18 protein-coding genes, 2 tRNA genes and 1 other RNA gene are annotated in these 20,914 nt (G+C 36.6%); 18 read left to right on the plus strand and 3 right to left on the minus strand.

Annotated features, from left to right (window positions below):
* The first annotated feature begins 176 nt into the window (after nt 1–176).
* The 8 genes from A2536_01290 to A2536_01325 all read left to right on the plus strand — a co-directional run bounded on the left by A2536_01290 (nt 177) and on the right by A2536_01325 (nt 7,140).
* On the plus strand, nt 177–1,241 hold the full coding sequence (locus tag A2536_01290) for a hypothetical protein (GenBank protein ID OGF45844.1): 1,065 nt from the start codon (nt 177–179) through the stop codon (nt 1,239–1,241).
* Between the two features lie 149 nt (nt 1,242–1,390).
* Nucleotides 1,391–1,480: transfer RNA gene (locus tag A2536_01295), tRNA-Ser, on the plus strand.
* A 203-nt stretch (nt 1,481–1,683) separates the two neighbouring features.
* Nucleotides 1,684–3,645, plus strand: a complete 1,962-nt coding sequence (locus A2536_01300) for a hypothetical protein (GenBank protein ID OGF45845.1) — start codon at nt 1,684–1,686, stop codon at nt 3,643–3,645.
* A 10-nt stretch (nt 3,646–3,655) separates the two neighbouring features.
* Nucleotides 3,656–4,582, plus strand: coding sequence for a thioredoxin-disulfide reductase (locus A2536_01305; protein ID OGF45846.1), 927 nt, complete (start codon nt 3,656–3,658; stop codon nt 4,580–4,582).
* 110 nt (nt 4,583–4,692) lie between these two features.
* On the plus strand, nt 4,693–5,556 hold the full coding sequence (locus A2536_01310; GenBank protein OGF45847.1) for a hypothetical protein: 864 nt from the start codon (nt 4,693–4,695) through the stop codon (nt 5,554–5,556).
* Nucleotides 5,557–5,596: 40 nt separating this feature from the next.
* Complete coding sequence (locus A2536_01315; protein ID OGF45848.1) at nt 5,597–6,631, plus strand: hypothetical protein; 1,035 nt, start codon at nt 5,597–5,599, stop codon at nt 6,629–6,631.
* Between the two features lie 59 nt (nt 6,632–6,690).
* A tRNA-Phe gene (locus A2536_01320) sits at nt 6,691–6,766 on the plus strand.
* A gap of 38 nt (nt 6,767–6,804) precedes the next feature.
* Entirely contained in the window at nt 6,805–7,140 is a 336-nt protein-coding gene (locus A2536_01325) for a hypothetical protein (protein OGF45849.1), read from the plus strand.
* A gap of 128 nt (nt 7,141–7,268) precedes the next feature.
* Here the strand turns inward: A2536_01325 and A2536_01330 are convergent, their stop codons facing one another.
* The gene (locus A2536_01330) at nt 7,269–8,759 is read right to left on the minus strand and encodes a hypothetical protein (protein OGF45850.1); all 1,491 of its coding nucleotides are present in this window, start codon (nt 8,757–8,759) and stop codon (nt 7,269–7,271) included.
* Nucleotides 8,760–8,986: 227 nt separating this feature from the next.
* Between A2536_01330 and A2536_01335 the strand changes: the two genes are divergently transcribed.
* From A2536_01335 to A2536_01380, 10 genes are all read left to right on the plus strand, one after another.
* Entirely contained in the window at nt 8,987–9,730 is a 744-nt protein-coding gene (locus A2536_01335) for a hypothetical protein (protein ID OGF45851.1), read from the plus strand.
* Nucleotides 9,706–10,722, plus strand: a complete 1,017-nt coding sequence (locus A2536_01340; protein OGF45852.1) for a lipopolysaccharide heptosyltransferase II — start codon at nt 9,706–9,708, stop codon at nt 10,720–10,722. Before A2536_01335 ends, A2536_01340 begins: the two co-directional genes overlap by 25 nt.
* 11 nt (nt 10,723–10,733) lie before the next feature.
* Nucleotides 10,734–11,393, plus strand: coding sequence for a hypothetical protein (locus tag A2536_01345; GenBank protein OGF45853.1), 660 nt, complete (start codon nt 10,734–10,736; stop codon nt 11,391–11,393).
* 34 nt (nt 11,394–11,427) lie between these two features.
* Entirely contained in the window at nt 11,428–12,102 is a 675-nt protein-coding gene (locus A2536_01350) for a hypothetical protein (protein ID OGF45854.1), read from the plus strand.
* Nucleotides 12,103–12,121: 19 nt separating this feature from the next.
* Entirely contained in the window at nt 12,122–12,583 is a 462-nt protein-coding gene (locus A2536_01355; GenBank protein OGF45855.1) for a hypothetical protein, read from the plus strand.
* 14 nt (nt 12,584–12,597) lie between these two features.
* A non-coding RNA gene (ssrS, locus tag A2536_01360) (6S RNA) lies at nt 12,598–12,770 on the plus strand.
* 179 nt (nt 12,771–12,949) lie between these two features.
* The gene (locus tag A2536_01365) at nt 12,950–14,269 is read left to right on the plus strand and encodes an AAA family ATPase (GenBank protein OGF45856.1); all 1,320 of its coding nucleotides are present in this window, start codon (nt 12,950–12,952) and stop codon (nt 14,267–14,269) included.
* A 173-nt stretch (nt 14,270–14,442) separates the two neighbouring features.
* The gene (locus tag A2536_01370) at nt 14,443–15,261 is read left to right on the plus strand and encodes a hypothetical protein (GenBank protein OGF45857.1); all 819 of its coding nucleotides are present in this window, start codon (nt 14,443–14,445) and stop codon (nt 15,259–15,261) included.
* Nucleotides 15,262–15,264: 3 nt separating this feature from the next.
* Complete coding sequence (locus A2536_01375; protein ID OGF45858.1) at nt 15,265–15,957, plus strand: hypothetical protein; 693 nt, start codon at nt 15,265–15,267, stop codon at nt 15,955–15,957.
* 2 nt (nt 15,958–15,959) lie between these two features.
* Complete coding sequence (locus A2536_01380) at nt 15,960–16,532, plus strand: hypothetical protein (protein OGF45859.1); 573 nt, start codon at nt 15,960–15,962, stop codon at nt 16,530–16,532.
* A gap of 170 nt (nt 16,533–16,702) precedes the next feature.
* Here A2536_01380 and A2536_01385 read toward each other — a convergent pair whose 3' ends face one another.
* Both A2536_01385 and A2536_01390 read right to left on the minus strand, forming a co-directional pair.
* Complete coding sequence (locus A2536_01385) at nt 16,703–18,907, minus strand: hypothetical protein (GenBank protein OGF45860.1); 2,205 nt, start codon at nt 18,905–18,907, stop codon at nt 16,703–16,705.
* A 175-nt stretch (nt 18,908–19,082) separates the two neighbouring features.
* Nucleotides 19,083–20,600, minus strand: a complete 1,518-nt coding sequence (locus A2536_01390) for a hypothetical protein (protein OGF45861.1) — start codon at nt 20,598–20,600, stop codon at nt 19,083–19,085.
* Nucleotides 20,601–20,914: the final 314 nt, after the last annotated feature.

A 20,914-nucleotide genomic window follows, 5' to 3' on the forward strand; every position in this document is an offset into this window, starting at 1 on the left:
GGGTCACAAAAGAATAAAATCCTTGATTTTTCAGTGCAAAAGTTATGGCTTAATTTGCTTGTTGCGGAATCGCTGATTGCCATTCAATTCGATTGCATTTTTAGAGAGCATTATATATAATGGTATATGTAAGTATTGATAATTATACTAAATGAAGTTCTGTCAGGCGGTAGAAAATGGACAAAAAAGATAATAAATATAAGGGTGGTTTGATCGGCGAATATATCATATACGGCGTTTTTGTCGGGATTGCTATATTTTTATTAGTAAAATCTTTTGAAACCTGGAATGTGATTCAAATGAATACAATAGTCTGGATTGCTTTTCTGATAAGTCTGATTTCAGGTGTAATTATTGCCGGTTTGTTCTCCTATCTTCTTGCTCTAAGGTCCATTAAAAATTATGTTATAGTTATAGTTAATGATGTTGTAAAATATTTACAGCAAAAATCAATAATTCCTTTAGAATATAAATTGGAAAAACTTAAGGATACAATTTCGGCAAGGAATAAAATATTGCATTTTATTGGTATTCAGGCGGATCGTATTACAGATCTTACACGGCAGAAAAAAGAATATGAAAATACAATTTCCCGCTTTACTGATTTTAAAGGACAGTCAATGCTTCAAGTCAACGACGCAAAAGGTGAAATTAAAGATGTAACTATTCTTTTTACCGATGTTAAGAATTTTACCGAGTTTTATCAAAAGGTTAGAGTAGAAGATGTTATGAAATTCTTAAACATCTACTTGACGGAAGTCGTTAATATAATACATAAAAATAAAGGTATAGTAAATAAATTTATCGGCGATGAGGTTATGGCTGTTTTTGAGGCTAAAGAGGGAGATGAAAAAGAAAACGGACATGAGCTCCGGGCCTTAGCAGCCTCGTTTGAGATTTTAAAAAAATTCGACTCTATCCTTAATAGTTCCGGTATTATGCTGCCAACACCTTTGAAAGTTTCATATGGTATAGGTATTGGTCTTCATTCGGGGCCCGCAATTGTCGGTACTATAGGTTCAAAAGAGCGGATGGAGTTTACGGTTTTAGGTGACACGGTTGAAATAGCAAACCGTATTGCCTTAGCTTCCGGGATCGGTGTTGCTTTAATTTCGGCTGACACATATCAACGGATAGGAAAAAAGGCTGAAGTTATTGAATGTGAGCCTCTAAATCTTGGAGGAAAAGAAGGGCTTTATAAAGTTTACATTGCAACGGGAATAAATTTGATAATAAGATAACACTAAAACTTCGAGTGAAGTTTTAGAAACTCGAAATCAGAAATTCGAAACTCGAAAAAGTGCAAGAAGAAGGGGAAGAGGATTACTTTAATAATAAGATAAAGTATAACTTCAGTTGAAGTTTTAGAAATTCGAAAATTAAAAATGATGGAGAGTTGGCCGAGTGGCTGAAGGCAACCGCCTGCTAAGCGGTTGTACTGGAAACGGTACCCCGGGTTCAAATCCCGGACTCTCCGCCAAAAACCTGAATAAAGTGAATGGTTTATGGCAGAGAATCGAAAATCGACAATAGAAAATAGATCAAGGAAGATTATAGATTCGGTCTATTCTCGGTTTTCTATTTTCTTAGTGTGTTGTGTTGAAAACATATTCGCAGGTTTTTATCGATGTTGGCTGATATAGAGGAGTGTTAATAGTAACAGTCAAAATCAGGGGAACATAAATGCAAAAACATAAAAAAATAGTAAAAAAGCCGACATTAGAAGAAAAAGAAAAGATGAAATACGAAAAATCAGCAATGGATGTTAAATATGAAAGAAAACAACTTGCTGCCGTAAAGAAAGAGCTTGCCGAAAAAGACCAGGAACTGAATTCCCGACTGCAAAAACTACATGAATTTCAAATGAAGATGATGGAAGAGCTGAAGGATAATAAAGCCGTTGTTTCTGATATTAATACTTATAAAGACTTGAAAGAAACTTTAAAAAATATTAAGAACCAGGAAGCTGAAATGGCAAAAGCTATGACAGAAAAAAGCCGTTTGATGCTTGATTTCGGGAATAAAGAAAAAAACTATATAGAGCAGCTTCATGAGTTGAAAAATAAAATAGCGGAACTTTCGGCGGGAATAAGAAACAAAGACAACGAAACGAGGGAAATTGTCAGAAAATTTGATAAGGAAAAAGATTATCATATCAGAAGGGAACTCTCTATAAGAAAATTGGAATTAGAGAGAGATCTTGAGGGAAAATATAACGAAAAATCCGAGGAATACAGGAAAGGATATGAGACCAAAATACAGAGAATGGTAAAAGACCACGAAGAGTTGATAAAAAGATATGAAAGTACTCTAAAGGAAAAAGAAAATTCGCTTATAGATGCTTTGTCTAAAAGTGAAAAGATTATTAAAAGCAAAGAAGCAGATGTATTGGGATCTCTAAATGAGAGTTCGAAAAAGTATTTTAACCTGCAGTTAGAGCATGAAAAGACGGTAAAAAAATTATATGAAGAAATTCAAGGGTTACAGGCAAAACTTAATAAATCCGTAAATGATATGGAGATGCTTAAAGGTAAGAATGACAGCAGGATTAAACTGCTGGAAGAACAGCTCAAGCTAAAAGAAAGCGAGCTGGATAAGTTTAGAAAAGAAAATGAATTAAGGATGATTGAAATACAAAAAAAAGCATATAAAGCCGGCGATGATTCAGAGCTCCTGTATAAAGCAAAGATAGATGAAATGAACAGGTCTTTCTGGCAGGAAAAAGAAGAAATTCTGAGAAAATATGAGGCGAAACTGAAAGACCAGCTTGAGTATTCAAATGCAATGCTTGCCGAAAAAGACAGGGTTATCTCTTCAAAAAACAATGAACTTCTTGAGGCTGTTTCTGAAAGAAGTAAAAAGGAAAATGATCTTAAATACGCTGAAGATAAATTAAAATCTGTTTTGGATGAAAAAGCAGGACAGTCCGCAGGTTTTATACAGGAAAGCGATAAATTATATGCAAAGATTAAACATCTTGAAAAAGAGCTCGAAAGTGCGGAATCTGATTTTAGAAAAACCAGAGCCGAAAATGAAGATTTTAAAATAAAGCTGGAAACAATTGAAGCCAGAAATGATGATAATAAAGTTGATAGAAAGATGTTAATAGCTGAGATAGAAGAAGAAAATAATAAAAAAATAATGCTGTTGAAAATTGAAAAAGCGACAATAGTTAAGGATCTAGAAGGGCAACTGAAAAATAAGGCCAATGAGTTTAAAGATTTACTTTATGAAAAAGATCTTAAAATTGCTAATTTGCAGAAAGAAGTGGTTGATTTGAAGATTAAAAAACAAAAAGATGGAAGTTTTGATAAAGCTATAGTTTCAGGAGCTGTAGAAAAAGCTGTCAGTATTGAAAAAAAACTTAATGAGGAATTGCGGAATGTCCTCAAGCTGAAAGATTCGGAGCTGAAAGCAGTTAAAGAAAATAAATATCTGAATGAAAACATGGTAAAAAAAGAAATTAATGCGAAGGATCTGGAAACAGAAAAAGTAAGAAAAGAATATCAGTCGAGAATGGAAGACTTGGAAAAAAAGTTTAAGAAAGAAAAAGAATTATTAGAGCAATATCTAAAAACAGCAAAAGATGAGTCTGATAAATTAAGAAAAGAAATGGCAATAAAAAATATGTTATCCGGTTTGTGAGAAAGGAATAATGTCTGAAGTATATGATGTTTTAATAATAGGTGCTGGTCCTGCCGGGCTTACTGCCGGTATTTATCTGGCAAGAAGCTGTCTGAAAATCATAATATTGGAAAAAATATCTCCCGGTGGAATGGCTTTAATAATAGATAATCTTGAGAATTATCCGGGGTTTCCGGAGGGGATTGCAGGATATGACCTTGCCTCAAAAATGGAAGCTCAAGCCAGAAAGTTTGGAACAAACATAATTCCAGAAGAAGTTTTAAACATATCTGGCTGCGGTGGTGATTTTTCAGTTAAAGGCAGCGAAAAAATATACAAGGCGAGATCGGTTCTTGTATCAACTGGTTCAAGATATGAGAAATTAAGAATACCCGGAGAGGAAGAGCTGACAGGAAAAGGAGTGTCTTATTGCGCAACTTGTGACGGAGCTTTTTTCCGTAACCGGAAGGTAGCTGTTGTAGGTGGGGGGAATTCAGCATTACAAGAAGCGCTGTATCTGAGCCGTATTGCTTCTGAAGTATTTTTAATACACAGACGTGACGCATATCGCGGTTCAAAACTTCTTCAAAAAAGAATTTCCGAGAATACAAAGATTAAACCTGTTCTTGATTCGATAGTAACCGAAATTCGAGGTAAAGATACGGTTGAGTCAATTGTTGTTAAAAATGTCAAAACGGAAAAAGAATCAAAAATAGGGGTGGAAGGTGTATTTGTTGCCGTAGGACAAAAGCCAAACACCGCTTTCTGCAAAAATTTATTAAAAATGGATGAGAAAGGTCATATTATTACGGCTGAAAGATCACTTCAAACCTCGGTAGAGGGTGTTTTTGTTGCAGGAGATTGCAGGGTTTCAGATCTTCGTCAGGTGGCCACAGCTGTGGGTGATGGTGCTTTAGTTTCTGAAAGTATAGACAAATACCTGCAAGGAAAGCAGTAAGTGAAGCAAGAGAAGCAGTTAAAGACATATTAAAAATATCTAGGGGAGTTGAGCAAAGGTATATATATAACCATAAATCCTTTGCGAAATACGCCTAGGCGGAGGATAATATGATAAAAGCAATAAATTTTTGGTCATTTCCAGGAGGGCTTGAAGGAACGAAAAATGTAAACCAGGCAATTAAAGAGGCTCGGATTCTTGGATATGAAGGAATAGAGCTTTCTTTTGGAGATGCCGGAACTTTGTCCCCGTCTACAACAGGTCAAGAAATTTCAGATATACTTAAAACTGCAAAAGTTGAGAAAATAAAAATAAGTTCACTTTGTGCGGGTTTTTACTGGGGGTACAATTTTGCCTCTTCAAAAGCTGAGGAACGGAAAAAAGCGGTTGAAATGACAAAAAAATATATTGATACAGCCGAAGCACTCGGAGTTGATAAAATACTTGTAATACCAGGAGCTGTTGATGTTTTTTTTAATCCGGCAGCCGAGATAATATCTTATGATGATGTTTATTCAAGATGTGTTACCGCTTTAGAGCAGTTGGTACCTTATGCTGAAAAGAAAAAAGTAGCGATAGGTATTGAAAATGTATGGAACAGGTTCCTTTCCATGAGTGTTATAGAAATGAAAAACTTTGTCGATCATTTTAACAGTAAATACCTTGGTGTCTACTTTGACGTGGGAAACATTATACCTTTTGGTTATGCTGAGCAGTGGATAAGAATACTGGGCACGCGAATTAAAGCAGTGCATTTTAAAGACTTTAGAAGAGAATCCGGTAATGGTGGCATGACCGGCTTTGTTGATCTTCTATCAGGGGATGTTAACTGGCCTGAAGTTGTTAAAGCTCTAAAAGAAACAGGTTATTCAGGCCCGGTTACTGCGGAGATGATACCCTACTACAAGTACTTTCCTGAAGTCCGTCTGAAAGTTACTTCAATTGCTATGGATGCAATATTAGGAAGAAAATGAAGTTTATAAGGTTTGTAAAGTAAAAACGAGGAGAAGAGTTATGACAAAAATTGGGATAGTGGGATGCGGCTTTATAGGGGGTGTTCACTTTAGTGCCTATTGTAAAATCAAAGGAGCAAAACTTGTTGCGGTTTGTGACAGGGATTTAAATAGAGCAAATAATCTTATTAATGGAATTTCTTCAGGAGGCAACCTTTCTGTTGAAGCGGCTAGACCTGTTTCTTTTAATACCTCAGAAGTTAAGATATATGCCAATCTCGATGAAATGTTGAATGATCCTGAAGTTGAGATTATTGATGTTTGTCTTCCCACGTATCTTCACAAAGAGGCAGTAATAAAAGCTGCAAAAGCGGGAAAGCATATCCTTTGTGAAAAGCCAATGACACTTAGCCTTAAAGACGCTGATGAAATGATTAATACTGCAAAAAAAGCTAAAGTTAAATTCATGGTTGCACATGTGATACGATTCTGGCCGGAATATGTTGTGCTTACAGAACTAATAACAAAAAATTCTATGGGCAAGCTTCTTGAAGCAAATTTTCAGAGACATTCTCCGACTCCCACATGGACGTGGAATAATTGGATACTTGATGAAAAGAAGAGCCTGTCGGCTGCTGTTGATCTTCATATACATGATACCGATTATATCCTTTATATATGCGGCACGCCAAAAACTATTTCATCAATTGGCGTAAAAGGTAAAGTTACGAAAGGCGTAGATCATATAATGACAGAGTATAATTATGGGAAAGGACCTAAAATATTTGCTGAAGGCGGGTGGGCTTACGGATCAAAATACCCGTTTAGAATGGCTTTCTGGGCTCTTTTTGAAAAAGGTGCTGTGGAATTTAACAGTATGAACTGCAGGTTAACTATTTATGAGGATGGAAAAGAACCGGTAAACCCGAAGATACCTGAAGGTGACGGATATTTACGAGAAATTCAGTACTTCTTGAATTGTATTGAAGAGGGAAAAACACCTTCGGTTGTTACTCCTTATGATGCAAAAGAATCGTTAAGGATAACCCTTCTTGAAATAAATTCAGTGGAAAAAGGCAAGCAGATTGTGTTATGATATTTAATAATAATTTAATGGATAATGGCATTCACTTTAGTTTAGCGTAAAATGTGTGTGCCGAGATAGCTCAGCTGGTAGAGCGCAGGACTGAAAATTCTGGCGTCGACAGTTCAAGTCTGTCTCTCGGCACCATAAAAATAGACCAAAATCCTGAAAATATGAGAGACTCCGTGTTTGAAAAAAGAAGAAACTCCAGAGTAAACACAATTGTTAAGGTTGATATTTATAATTATTTTAGCGGAAAATATTTATCTGGTGGTTATATCACGGATGTAAGTTATGGCGGAATACGCGTAGAATCAAATAAACATTTTGGTGACGAAGATGATATTCTTGTTAAATTCATTCTTAATAACGGTCAGTATTTTGAAAATATTAAAGGCAGAATAGTCCGTACAGGAAAAGAAAGTTTTACTTATTATTACGCAATAAAGTTTTTGGATGTTTCTTTAAGGGATAAAATCAGATTGTGGTTTTATTCCAGAAAGATGGAAAAAAACATATAATAGAATCAGTAAAAGTGAGACTCCACCTTAAGGGCAGGCATCCAAGTGTTTACACCAGTTGTTTTCAAAACCGCCTGCACAATAAAGCCCCGCGAAAATATCTGCAGGCTTTTTATTTCCTTCTCTGTCTAGAACCTGAAACCTACTCCTAATCCCATTGTGTTCAGATCAAATGAATAAGATTGAGTTCCCATCTCAACATCGTTTGAGTCGTAAATAGTGGTTGAGCCGTTAGCACTCGAAAGCAAGCGCCATACAAACTCAACATAAAATATATTTCCTAACTCTAAGCCTGCCTTAAGATCCATTCCGAAGCCGAATAAAAACACAGAAGAAACCTGTATGGCAAAATTGGAGTTAACATCAGGGTTGAAAACCCCCAGAAAAAGATTTCCATCAAGGCTTAAATATGGCTGAAACGTCCCTCTCTGCTGCGACGCTTTTTTATATTGAGAGAAAGAAGGATTAATCAAGCCTACAAAAGGATAAAATCTGAGATATATCCCGTCAACAAAAAGGAATAAGGCTCTGTCCTCATCAATAACATCCGATAAATATTTAAACTCCGGAGGGACAAGGAAACTTAGTATATTTCCGATTGAAAGAAATTCAGAAACAGAAGTTCCGAATTCGAAACCTACCGAAAAGTGATTATTAAATGTTCCCAGCGGAGTTAATGAGATTACTGTCGTTCCTGATGTATTTTCTCTTGAAAAAGAGTAGTTCCCTGAAAACTCATAAGTTCCAAAAAAACCACCGGGGGCTTCTTCGTTGGAACTTATATCAGGATTTGCTGTTTTGAATTTTCTTGAACTAAGTATTGTTTTAGGTTCTGACTCATTTGAGTATTGAGAATAGGAACTATAATCGTTTGAGCTTAATATCGCATCAAGAGGTCTCAGCTTTTCTATTTTTAGCTCAACGATGTCTCCGATTTGAATGATTTTGTTACCCTCAAGGATCTGAGCTTTTGAACCGGAGGTGGATGCATCTTTTACTGAGATTACGCCAACTTTTGTTTTTTCCTGGAAGGCAATCTTCCCATTGTCATCTTTTACTGCTTCTCCAAGTCTTTCTACGTTAAGCATATCTCCGTTTTTAATACCGTCATCCATCCCAAGATTTATTATAACATCATTTTCCATGGTTTTTAGAACTTTTCCTTTAACAGCGACACCTTTACTGAAGTGTTCCGCAAGCTTTTTTGAGCCGGTATTTAAAAGTTCAATGGAACCGCATTCTACGCTGTCGGTAAGAACTATTTTTCCTGATTCAACATCTACAAGACTTATGGATATAATTATCCTTGTCCCCATCTTGGAAACTTTACCTTTGATTATATTGCCGACATTGAGCATTTTTCCTACTTCAACCGCGCACTCTGTTGAAGTACATCCGGTCTTTTGGAACATTTGTTCCTTGAGAATACGCTGAACGTCTTTTCTTTCTATAAGATTGAATCTTCCTGTCTGCATGAGACCTTCCTGGACGAAATCTGCAACGGAAGAGGCATCCTCCTGTTGCATTCCGGAGGCGTCAAAATCATATACAGCCATTGAAATTTTGTCACTTGCCCATATTTGAGCTGCAAGCAAAACCAGCATAAAAACCTTTTTCATCTAAGTCCCCCTTAAAACATATCTGATAAAATTATATTATTAATTTAAACAGAAAGCAATAACAATTTATACCCTGTAGGCTTATTTAGTTTGATATAAAAAGATATTTTGGATAGATTTCACAATAAAAGTGAATTACATGATGGTTTTCCTTTGTCTTAATCGGAATATTGTCGTTTTGCTTTTAAATTATAGAAAAACCCGTAAATATTTGCTAAGATATAACTATGAAGATTTCTGTTGTAATAATAACGCATAATGAAGAAGCAAATATCAGGCGATGTTTGGAATCTATTGCTTTTGCTGATGAAATAATAGTTATCGATTCCTTTAGCAGGGACGATACATGTAAAATAGCATTATCATATACCTCAAATATAATAAAAAGGAAATGGGAGGGGTTTTCAAAACAGAAAAACTACGGCATTTCCCGTGCAAGGAATGAATGGATTTTAAGTATTGATGCGGATGAAGTTTTAAGTGAAGAATTAAAACAGAAAATAAGATATCTTGAAAGTACGAAGTATGACGGGTTTTACATGAAAAGAAAGCCCTACTTCATGGGGAAATTTATCAGGCATTGCGGCTGGTATCCGGATAAACAATTAAGATTTTTCAAGAAAAGTGCAGGGAGATTTGATGAAAATAAGCTTGTGCATGAAAGTGTTATTCTTAAGGGACGCAAAAGCACTTTAGAACAAGAGCTCCTGCATTTTCCTTACAGAAGTATCGGCGGATACTTTGAACAATTTAATAAATATACTTCGCTTGCTGCTCAGCAATACATGAGAGACGGCAGAAAATTCTCTAAAGCAAAGATTTTAATTAATCCAATTGCAACTTTCTTTAAAATGTATTTATTACGATTTGGTTTGCTTGATGGTTTTGCCGGATTTTGTATCTGTGTTTTAAGTTCCTGTTACAACTTTGTTAAATACGCAAAATTATGGGAATTGACGGGAAGAAAGTGAAAAAAATACTGATAAAAGGTCCAAACTGGATTGGAGACTCTGTAATTTCAATACCGGTTATTAAAACCGTCAGGCAAAACTATCCGGAAGCTTTTATTGGTCTGGTTCTAAGAAAAGGATCGGCGGAATTATTAAAAGGCCTTCCCTATGTCAATAAGATCTATATTGAAAGTACAGACGATAAACTGATTATTAAAGAAAATTTTGAATTAGGGATTATTTTAACAAACTCGTTTTCATCCGCTTTCAAGTTCTGGTGGTGGGGAGTAAAAGAACGTGTCGGCTATCCTACAGAGCATAGAGGTCTGTTTCTCTCCAAAAAGGTTCTTCTTCATGTTAAGCCAAGGTTGCAGCATCTGGTGGAGGAATATTTTCAAATTCTAGAAACTGCAGGAATAAAAAAAGCAGAAATAATACCGGAGTTTTTTATTCCTGAAGAGAATCTCATTAAAGCTCATGAAACCCTCAAAACAAAAGGTTTTGAAAATATGAGTTTTCTTACCGGTATTTGTCCGGGAGCAACCTACGGACCTGCCAAAGTTTGGCCAAAAGAACGCTATCTTAAAGTAATTAATAGACTTATGAAAGAAAATAACTCGCATATTCTTATCTTTGGAGGACCAAAAGAACTAGATATAGTAAATTTTCTATTGAAAAACGCTATATATAGTGATAAGATTACTTCGTGTCCCGTTGATGATATTTTGACAAGCGCAGGATTAATGAAAAAATGCGGTCTTTTTATAACGAATGACACAGGTCCTATGCATATAGCCGCTGCTTTAGGATTGCCGGTGTTAGCAATATTTGGCTCTACAAATCCTGCGTGGACAAAACCGTCAGGTGTCAGAACAAAAGTAATATATAAACAGCTGGAATGCGGTCCATGTTATGATAGAACTTGTAAAAAAAACAAAGTAAAATATGATTGCTTGGCAAAAATAACTGAAGAAGAAGTCTTTAATGGGATAAGAGAACTTGAAGTATTTTAGAATGGAGGAAGATGAAAAAGTTTACAGTGGTTCTTAGCGTTATAATTTTGACGGTAATTGTCTTCACTGCTTGCAGTAAAAGTCCGATAGGTCCTTCAATGCCGTCAATGTCGATAAGCGCTTCCTCGACTTCCTCGTCAGCATCGACTATTTGTGTGACAAGTAATAGCGGTGCATCAACTTCTGTAAATACTCAACAGACGAATACTGTTTCTACTCAAACAGGAGATACCGGTGTTACAAGTGTGAACTCTTCTACCGGTGTGAGTTCTTCAATGACCGGTATCGGAAATTCAGGAAGTTCAAGCACCGTCAGTGAGTCGGCTTCTGAAACAATTACCTACACTCTTTATGACCCTGAAGCCGCAGACCATACCTGGTTCTATGTTTCCGGCTCGCCCCGTATTGCCTGGGATGCATCAGTTGTTAATCCGGCTTATCAGAAAGTACGCATAATTGTAGCCAAATTGGACCCCATTGGGACATTCTGGGAAATTAAAAATCTGTCACGAAGCAGCGGTTCTGTCATTTATGGTTCTACTTCTTCAGGAACGGTAGTTACGCCGGCGGTAACATTGACACCCGGGAATTATTATGTTTCAATCATAGTTTATGATAATGATACAGATAATAATAGTCTTGGCGGTGGCGGTAACTTTACGGTAAGATAATAAACAAAATCTAAATGGAAAAGGAGGTGAAAACATGAAAAAAACAACATTAAAAATGTGTGCACTTTTTGCGGCGAGCTTTATTTTATCAGCTTGCAGCAAAAGTCCTGTCGGTCCCTCTATGTCTTCAATGTCGATAGGCGCAAACGCGGCTTCATCATCTTCCTCGTCATCGACTATTTGTGTAACAAGTAATAGCGGTGGATCGACTTCAGTAAATACTCAGCAAACCAGCACTGTGTCTACCCAGTTAGGTGATACCAGTGTTGCGAATGTGAATGTTTTTACGGGGGTTAGTTCCGGTATTACCGGCGGAGGGTCTTCTGCAAGTGCAAGTGGTAACGGTTCAGCTACAAACACCGGTTCTACGTTGAATCTTACTTTCCATACTACACTGGTTGCTGCAATAGCTGATATACAAGTAATAAACATCAGTTCTTCAACTATTCCGACTTTCTCAATCAATTATAGCGGGATATCAGGAAGCAACTTGTTTTTTATGGTAAATGATGCGACAACAGAACATTACATGAATGTATTGGTTCCGTCTCTTCCGACATCGATTAGATTCGGAGTAACTCCGACCGGAGGAACAGAGAATGTACCCTCAAAGACTTTGATTGCAGGTACTTACTCAGTTGTAGCTACAATATCAGATTCTTCTGATTCTACGAAAGGGTATGCGTACGGAACATTGATAGTTCAATAATTTAACAAGGAGAAATTAAATGAAAAAGTTAGGTTTAGTAGTTACAGTTCTTGCGGTTGTAATTGGTTTTTCTTCTGTTGCTTCGGCACAGGAAGCAAGTTTAAAAGGAAAAATTGGTGTTGGTTATATGAACTCCGGTACTCCGCTGGGTATAAAGATGTGGTTATCTGACGGTTTTGGTCTTGATGCTTCAATCGGTGTTAATACCGCAAATACCCAGGTATTTGGTATTCAGCTTGGAGTGGATATGGTTATGGCAAATAAATACCCGGTAGTGCTTCAGTTTAGACCGGCCGTAGGACTTGATTTCGGCGGAGTGGTAAATTTCTCTATTCCTCTGATGCTTAATATCGAATATTTTGTAACAAAGAATCTTTCTCTTTCTGCGGGTACCGGACTTCTGTTTACGGTAACTCCTGCATTTGTGTTCTCGCACTGTGTGGTAACGACGAACAATCTGGGCGTTATCTACTATTTCTAGTTAATAGTATTTTTAAATCCCTGCTCTATTCGCGCAGGCCTGAAAATTTTTGATCCAATACCTTTTTGTCGGGAGTCCGCGTTCTTGCACGGTGCGCATACCCGAAAGGGGAGCCTAAATGTAAGACAGGGCACCCACTTGACAGAAACGGTTCAAAAACCAGGTTTCACGGTAGTGTGGGGATTTATTTTTAAAAGACAATTACAAATTACGAATGACAAATGACAATTTAATGTAGGCGGGAAACGGCACCGCCATTATTTATAAAAGTATATAACTCCTAAAATAGTCATTTGTACTTAGTCATTCTTTTTTTAACGTTAGCAACCTTGAAACGTGCAACGTGTAACCTTTTTCAAAGGTGTTATGGCTGATTTTTTTAACGACATATCGGAACAAATCGACAGGAACGCGCCCCTCGCAAAACGGATGCGCCCGGGTTCTCTTGATGAATTTGTCGGACAGGAACACGTTATGGGTGAAGGCAAGCTTTTAAGAAGAGCAATTGAAGCGGATAAAATATCCTCCCTTGTAATATTTGGCCCTCCCGGCACCGGAAAAAACACCATAGCAAATATTGTTGCGAGAAAAACAAAAGCTGCTTTTGTTGAGGTAAACGCGGTTCTTTCGGGTGTTGAAGATCTTAGAAAAGTCATAGCTATCGCAAAAGAACGGCTTTTTACTGTCGGGAAGAAAACGATACTTTTCATAGACGAAATTCACAGGTTTAATAAAACACAGCAGGATGCGCTTCTGCCGGATGTGGAAAACGGCAATGTTGTTCTGATAGGAGCAACAACACAAAATCCGTATTTTTATGTAAATCCTGCGCTTATATCCAGGTCGCTTATTGTTGAATTAAAAGCTCTCTCGAATGAAGCTGTTAAAACCATTATGAAAAACGGGCTTAAGGATAAAGAGAAAGGGCTTGGTAATTTTAAGGTTGAACTCAGTGAGGACGCGCTGGGACACATAGCGGAAAAGTCTGATGGTGATGCTCGTATGGCTTTGAACGCTCTGGAAATAGGAGTTCTTACTTCTAATCCAGATGAAAACGGAATTATAATATTTGATTTAGCGATAGCACAGGAATCAATACAAAAGAAAAAGATAGTTTACGACAAGAGCGATGACGAACACTATAATACGATTTCCGCTTTCATAAAGTCCATGCGTGGTTCAGACCCTGATGCGGCGCTTTATTATCTTGCAAAGATGATCTATGCAGGAGAAGATCCCCGTTTTATAGCCCGGAGGATAGTTATCTGCGCTTCGGAAGATGTAGGGAATGCCGAACCCATGGCAATTGTTATTGCAAATACAGCCCTGCAGGTATCAGAGTTCATCGGTATGCCGGAAGCCAGAATTCCTCTGGCTCAGGCCGTGGTTTATGTTGCAACCGCTCCAAAGAGCAACGCGTCTTATATTGCAATTGATAAAGCACTTGAGGATGTTAAAAACAATAAAACGCTTGAAGTTCCGGTGTATCTAAAAGGCACTGGTTATAAGGGTGCGAAAGAATTAGGACATGGTGTTGACTATAAATATTCTCATGACTATGAAGGCGGAGTTTCAGGTCAGGAGTTCTTAACAGAAAGCAGAAAATACTATGAGCCCACCGGTATGGGCTACGAATCAAAAATAAAAGCCTTTATGGACAGGGTTAAGAGATTAAAGCACCGTTAGAAAGTTCCACGTTGAAACGTTTCTCACGGTTTACATTATTGTAGTGTAATTTAATAAAAACTCCTTGAAGAAGAACGTTAGTAACGTGTTAACGCTGAATGTGCAACCTTTCTACATACTTGTTTTTCTAATCCTTTTGCTGTATAATTTTAATAGCTCATACGGAGGTATTAATGGATATATCAACAATAGTAGGTTTAGTTGCTGCCCTAATTCTTGTGGCCGGGTCTGTGTTAATGGGAGAAGGTGTTGCCGGATTTGCGGCTTTTATTTCTGCAGAAGCTTTCATGGTCGTTATTGGAGGCACTCTTAGCGCCATCCTTGTAAATTATCCTTTAAAACAAGTACTGGGTGTTTTTAAAGTATTAGGAAAAGCTTTTTCAAATAAAGAAGAAGATACATCTCAGATTGTTTCTATATTTGTGAATCTTGCAGTTAAAGCAAGACAAAAAGGCTTTCTTTCTCTTGAGGAAGATGTAAAAAAAATAGAAAATGATTTTCTCAAGAGAGGTATGCAGCTGCTCATTGACGGGGCCGATCAGGAATTTATTCGTACCATGATGGAAACAGAAATGGGGTTTATCAAAGAAAGACATAAAGTGGGACAGGAAATATTTAATGCTTTGGGAACATACTCTCCCGCGCTTGGAATTATCGGTACCGTACTTGGAATGATTCTCATGTTAAGAAATATATCAGATGCTTCGGAAGTTCCAAGAAGAATGGCACTGGCTCTGGCAGCGGCTTTTTACGGTTTAGGTGCGGGGTATATTATTTTTCTTCCTATTGCAGGAAAGCTTAAAAGGAGATCAGAAGAAGAATTGCTGGTAAAAGAGATTATTGTCAGAGGCATTTTGCTTATTCAAGCCGGTACAAGCCCGAGCGTAGTCGAAGCAAATCTTGTTGCATATCTTGATCCTTCAGCAAGAAAAATGGTTAAGAAAGATTCAGGGAGTGTCGGAAAAGCAGCAGGGCCTGCCGGGGGAAAATAAAAAATGCCTTTGAAATCAAGGGACATGATTGATTCGAGTGACCCAAGAGTAGCTCAGATAGGTCATCCGGCTCCACCCTGGCTTATTAATTATGCCGATTTAATGACAGAGTTGTGTTGTTTTTTTATCATTCTTTATGCTTTGCAAGCAGCACTTCAACCGGCTGCAAATAAAGCTGCAAGTGAAGTTCAGAAAGAAATGGACAAAGGCGAAGTTAGCGGTGATGTTAAAACGACAAAAGAAGGTTTAAAGATTTCCTTGGAAGAAAAGGGTAATTTTAATTTTTTTGAAATAGGAAAAGCCGAGCTTACTCCGGAAGCAAAGCAAATGATTGATAAAATAATACCTGAGATAATAAAACTTCCAAACGAGCTGGTAGTGGAGGGTCATACGGATGCTGATCCGATAAATACTCCTCAATATTCATCAAATTGGGAGTTATCTACTGCGCGTGCCACAAATGTTGTAAAATACTTAATAAATGAAAAACAATTTCCTCCGGGCAAGCTCGCAGCTATAGGGTATGGTGAGTTTAAGCCGGTGGCTCCAAATGATACAGTGGAAAATAAAAAAAAGAACAGGCGGATAGTATTTTTCTTTAAAAATATGGGAAGCGAAAAAGTAATTAAAGCAGGCGGGCATATGAAAGGCGAAGAAGGGAAGAAAAAAGAATCCAAAAAAGAGGGAGGGGAATAAATATGACTCCGGAAAGAAAGTTTCAAGTTAAATATCTTATAATGGTTCTGCTTGTTGTATTGTTCACGACTATTGTTATCGGCGGGGGAATGTATTATTCGATTGTAAGCGAAATGGTATACAGGTTGCCTGATGTTTCTGAGAGCAGTCTGACAAAAAGCGTTGTTTTTTCCGAGGTTAACAGTACTCTCCTCATGTTGATTCCTGTGCTTTTTATTGCGGTAGCTGCCGTTAGTCTTCTTTTGTTCGGTAGGATTGCAGCACCTTTAGCAAAGCTTAAAAAAGAAATTGAAGCTATTAAAAGAGGTGATTTTACTCTTGAAACTGATGAAAAGAGTGCTCAGGAACTTACAGACCTTGTAATATCCTTGCATGAAGCTAAAAAGAGTGTTGCAGCGATAGTATTTGAACAACGGAGAGAGGCAAATAAACTTTTGGAAGTTGCTAATCAATTGCTGAAAGAATGCGCAGACTACAAACATGAAAAGAAATTAACGATAGATTTAATAAACAAGCTTAAGACCACGATTGATTCTCTTCAGATAAGTTTGAGTAAATTCAGAATTAATAAGTAAGCAAGGGAAGCAAAACAAGCAAGAACAGTGAGAAAAAGGAACAAAGTAAGAAAACAAGTACAGGAAAAGAAGTATAGTAAGGAAAACGGAAAAGGTTTGTATTAATTTGCAGTGGTATGTTGAGCTGTCTTTGCTTTATGCTTCCCTTACTTTAATTTCTGTTCTTGCTGTTATTGCTTTCCTTGCTTTATTGCCTGCTTTAAGTGTTCTTCCTTCTTAGCTCTTTCGATTAGTTCAGGATTTACCAGGAGGGCTTTTTTAAGAGCAATTTCGGCCTCACGGTTTTTACCAAGTGCACCGTAGCATACTGCAAGATTGTAATAACATTCTGATTGAGTTGGAGATGTTTCCGCGGCTTGTTTGAACTCTTTTATGGCTTCCTCAAAGAGGCCTCTGTTTTTATACGCATTTCCCAGAAATATTTTTGCTTCAGTAAGTTCTTTAGCCATTACGTTCTGCCTGGCAAGCTTTTCGTTTCTTCTTCCTATTCCCCTGACAAAGAAGTACGAAACAACACCTAATAATATTGCCAGAAGAGCAGCCGCTAACCAATAGTTTATGGTCTTATATTTTACATACATTACATAGTCTTTGTTTGTCTGCATTATACTTTCCAAAGGAATGGTCCAGGTTATAGTCCGACCTTTGATTTGATCCGAATTTCTGTCAATTATTTCTCCGGGAACAGAAAGCTTGTATTGTATCACAAGTTTTTTTGTGGAGGTTTTAGAAAGCTCACGGCTCAAAGCTAGAAAAGTATTTTGGTTGGATTCTTCAAAGTTTTTCTTTAAAAAACCTTCTTTGTATTCATGGATAATATTGAATAGTTTATATTGTCTGGTGATAGTTACATCGTAATCTTCTTTCTTGAATTCGGCAGCGTTCTTAAATTCAGCCATAGCTTTAAAATGATATTCACCGCCTTTAACAAAATCAGTTTTCCAGCGGCTGGGAATATCGACTTGTTGTTCCTTTGAAATACCCTTAAAAAGAGGATCTGTTGTAATATTAATAATTCTGGTCGCACTGTCGTCACGTTTTAAAGCTGTGGTTATTTTTAATTCAGGAGAGGAGATTATATCTACAATGTAAATAGCTCCTTCATCCAGTATATTAATCAATCCGTCTCCGTTAGTATCGGTTCTCAGGCTTTGGAAAATAACTTTTTTAACGTCAGGATAAAAAGATATAAAATCATTGTCAAACCTGGGACCTGCAATTAGTATTTCGTCCTCAACTCCATGTGTATCCGTAAGATAAATGGATCTGTTATCCATAGTGTTTCTTTGTTTGTCGCCGTTTGTATCAACTCTGTAGCTATAAAATGCAATCCTCTTTGAATCAGGAGAAAAGGAGCAAAATTCATTGTCATACTCATCGCCAACTATTTTAACTTTCCGCGCGCCGGAGATATCGCAGACATATATTGCTCTTTTATTGTTCTTGGCGGAATTATAAGCGAACTTCCCTGTTTTGGAAAATCCCCCGGCTGTATTGTCTGTTTCATCATTTGTAAGCTCCTTGAGCTCTTTAGTTTCCATCGAATAAGAATAAAGCGCCTTGTTGTCATAAAAGTTAATAGTGTCATCCCCGTTTGTATCTCTTTTCACGGACTGAAAGATAATTATTTTTCCATCCTGAGAAAAACAAGGTTTATTGGAGGCAAATTCCGGTGAGATCCTGAGCTCTTCCCCGCTTTTTAGATCTTTTAAAAATAGAGAACGGTTGTCTTTGTTGTCTAGCTTGCCATCTTTATTTGTGTCGTCCCTGAAACTATTATATATAATATGGCTTCCGTCAGGAGAAAATACCGGCTCAAAGTTTTTAAAATCAGCCGGGATTATTTCTTTTTGCGTTTTTGAATGTGCATCTACAGTAAAAAAAGACGGATTATCTTTAGAATTTATTTTGCCGTCTCCGCTAGTGTCTTTCCTCCAGGTTAAAAAAAGAACAGTATGGCTGTCAGGAGAAAAGATAGGAGAAGCGTTATTATAAGTCCCGTCCAATAGTTCACGTTGGTTTTTTCCGTAAATGTCCATTACAAATATTGAATTATTAACCATTGCTTTGCCTTTCTGCCAGGACTGATAGAGAATAGAACGTCCGTCGGGAGAAAAGGCAGGAGTCCAATCATAGGACTTGCTGTAAGCTAACGGATAGGATTTTTTTAATCCGCTGAGTTCTGAGATCTTAGAGATAACTTCTCTATTGGGGACAAGCTTAATAAGCTTTATAAAATTATCAACGGATTGTTTTGACTTACCTTTTTCAATTGAGTCTGCAAATTCCCTGATGGTTTTATCGAATTTGTCTATTTCCGTAATACCCGTACCTTTCGCAGCTGTTTCTGATAAAACGAAAGAGGCGTAAATCATGAAGAGAATTAACATTGATAATTTGTTTTTCATTTTAATATTATAGTAATAAAATCACTGATTGTCAATACAAGATGAAATTACAAGAGATGTAAAAGCCGTTTACAGTGGAAAAATTAGAAATTATTATTGTAATAAACAGTAAACGGTACACTGTAAACTGTTCTTTTGTTAGTTACTTTTTTAAGTAGATATAATAAGATTCATCTCTAACAATTGTTTTGTCGAAATACGCTGTCATTTTATATGCTTTTAAAAAATTCTGATCTTTGTTCTCCGAGTTTAGAATTAAAATAATGTTTTTATAGTTTTTACCGGCAGTTGCTTTGTCAATTATGTCAGTTTTATATTTAATGGTAGTTTCAAATGCCTTATCACAACCGGTGTTAAAAATTATAAATCTTTCAAATTTAGAGTTTTCAATACTATAAAATCCGGTTTTAGTGTAAGGCAGTATTGCTTCCGCGCTGAAAAAATCATAAACACATACAAAAGTATCTTCATTTAGGAATTTGTTGTTTTGCAGATAGTTTGCAGCCTTTTTTCCTGCCGAAAAATCATATTTGTTGTCGAAGTAAGCCGGAATAGGAGATGCTAATACCTGAAAAATCAGTAAAATAGTAAAAATAATATTAATTGTTCGGACAGAAAATATATTATTTGTTTTTTTTCCGGGAAAAAAAGAATATTCTTTATAATTCTCAGCTATCCATAATGAAAATATAAAAAGTATAAATATTAATCCGTGATGTCTGGTGCTTCCGCCATATTTAAGAGCGAATAATGCCAGAAGTGATAAAGAAGTCAAAGAATATATTGCCATAGCTCTAGGTTTTCTGATGAAAACCAATAACGACATTAACAAGAGAGGAAATCCCCAAAAGTATCTTCCCGTATCCGGATAGTAAAGTAATTTTGTGTTCCAAAAATTGAGTTGGGGTATTTGAACCGGGAAAAAAGCTGATATAAGAGCATTTGGGATCGTACTTAGCTTGCTTCCTTTCCAGCCTGTTAAGGTCCTTGTAAGATCAGAGGGAGGAAGAAGCTGATAGACGCAAAAAAGAAGAGTACTGCCGAAGATCAGAGCAGCCATAAAATGTTTATAGGTGAATATCTTATTGTCAATATTCTTCTCGAAATGATTCGAAGCTGTTTCCCCCGCTATTATCTCATAAAAATAAAAAAGAACTAAAGCTATTGAAATACACAAGCTGTGTAAATTAGAAGTTGCAAGCAGGGATATAGTAATAAAATATAAATAAGGTTTTTTAAATCTGTATTTGTAAATTGAGGCGGTTATAAATAAAAATAAAACAGTTAAAGAGTAACTCCTTGCAATTGTATTGTACTCATAAAGGATATAGTATCCAAAAATAAACAGAGTTTTATGAAGCAGGGAAAAAGGGGATAACCTTAAAAAAATGAGAATAGCCGAGAATATTATAAGAAAATGCAGAATGCTCATGGTAATAATAGGTAATCCGGCTTTTGCAAAGGGGTTCAGTATTAAATGCCAGAGAGCGGGGGTCCCGTCATATTTTAAAGCTTTAAATAGTGTCGGTAAATATTCTGCGGATCCTGCAATTAACCAGGCCCGTCCCTCATCCCTCCATATCTCATGTTTTGAAATAATTAAAACGGAAAGAAACACAAAAGCAAGTATTAACGAGAGAAAATATATTCTATTTTTCATTGTGTTGTAATTGTATCATTTTTTACATGTAATTTGAATACAAAATGAATTTTTCCCATCTGATTATGTCCTGATCGGCTGTTTCAAAAAATAACCCTGCTTTTCATTGGGAATACTGCATTGACGAAAATGCTACTATTTGATATACTTACATTGAAACTGTAGATATTATGTTAATGCAAAAATGCCGTAAAACTGAGATGACTCATTTTGGATTGCATCCAGAGTTAATGTCAAATGTTGTGTTTGAGAAGTAGCGAGCATCCTTGGTTACAAAACCTCCTTTCTTGAAAAATCTGAACTTTTACCTCTAA

The organism is Candidatus Firestonebacteria bacterium RIFOXYD2_FULL_39_29, assembly GCA_001778375.1.
Taxonomy (GTDB): domain Bacteria; phylum Oederibacteriota; class D2-FULL-39-29; order D2-FULL-39-29; family D2-FULL-39-29; genus D2-FULL-39-29.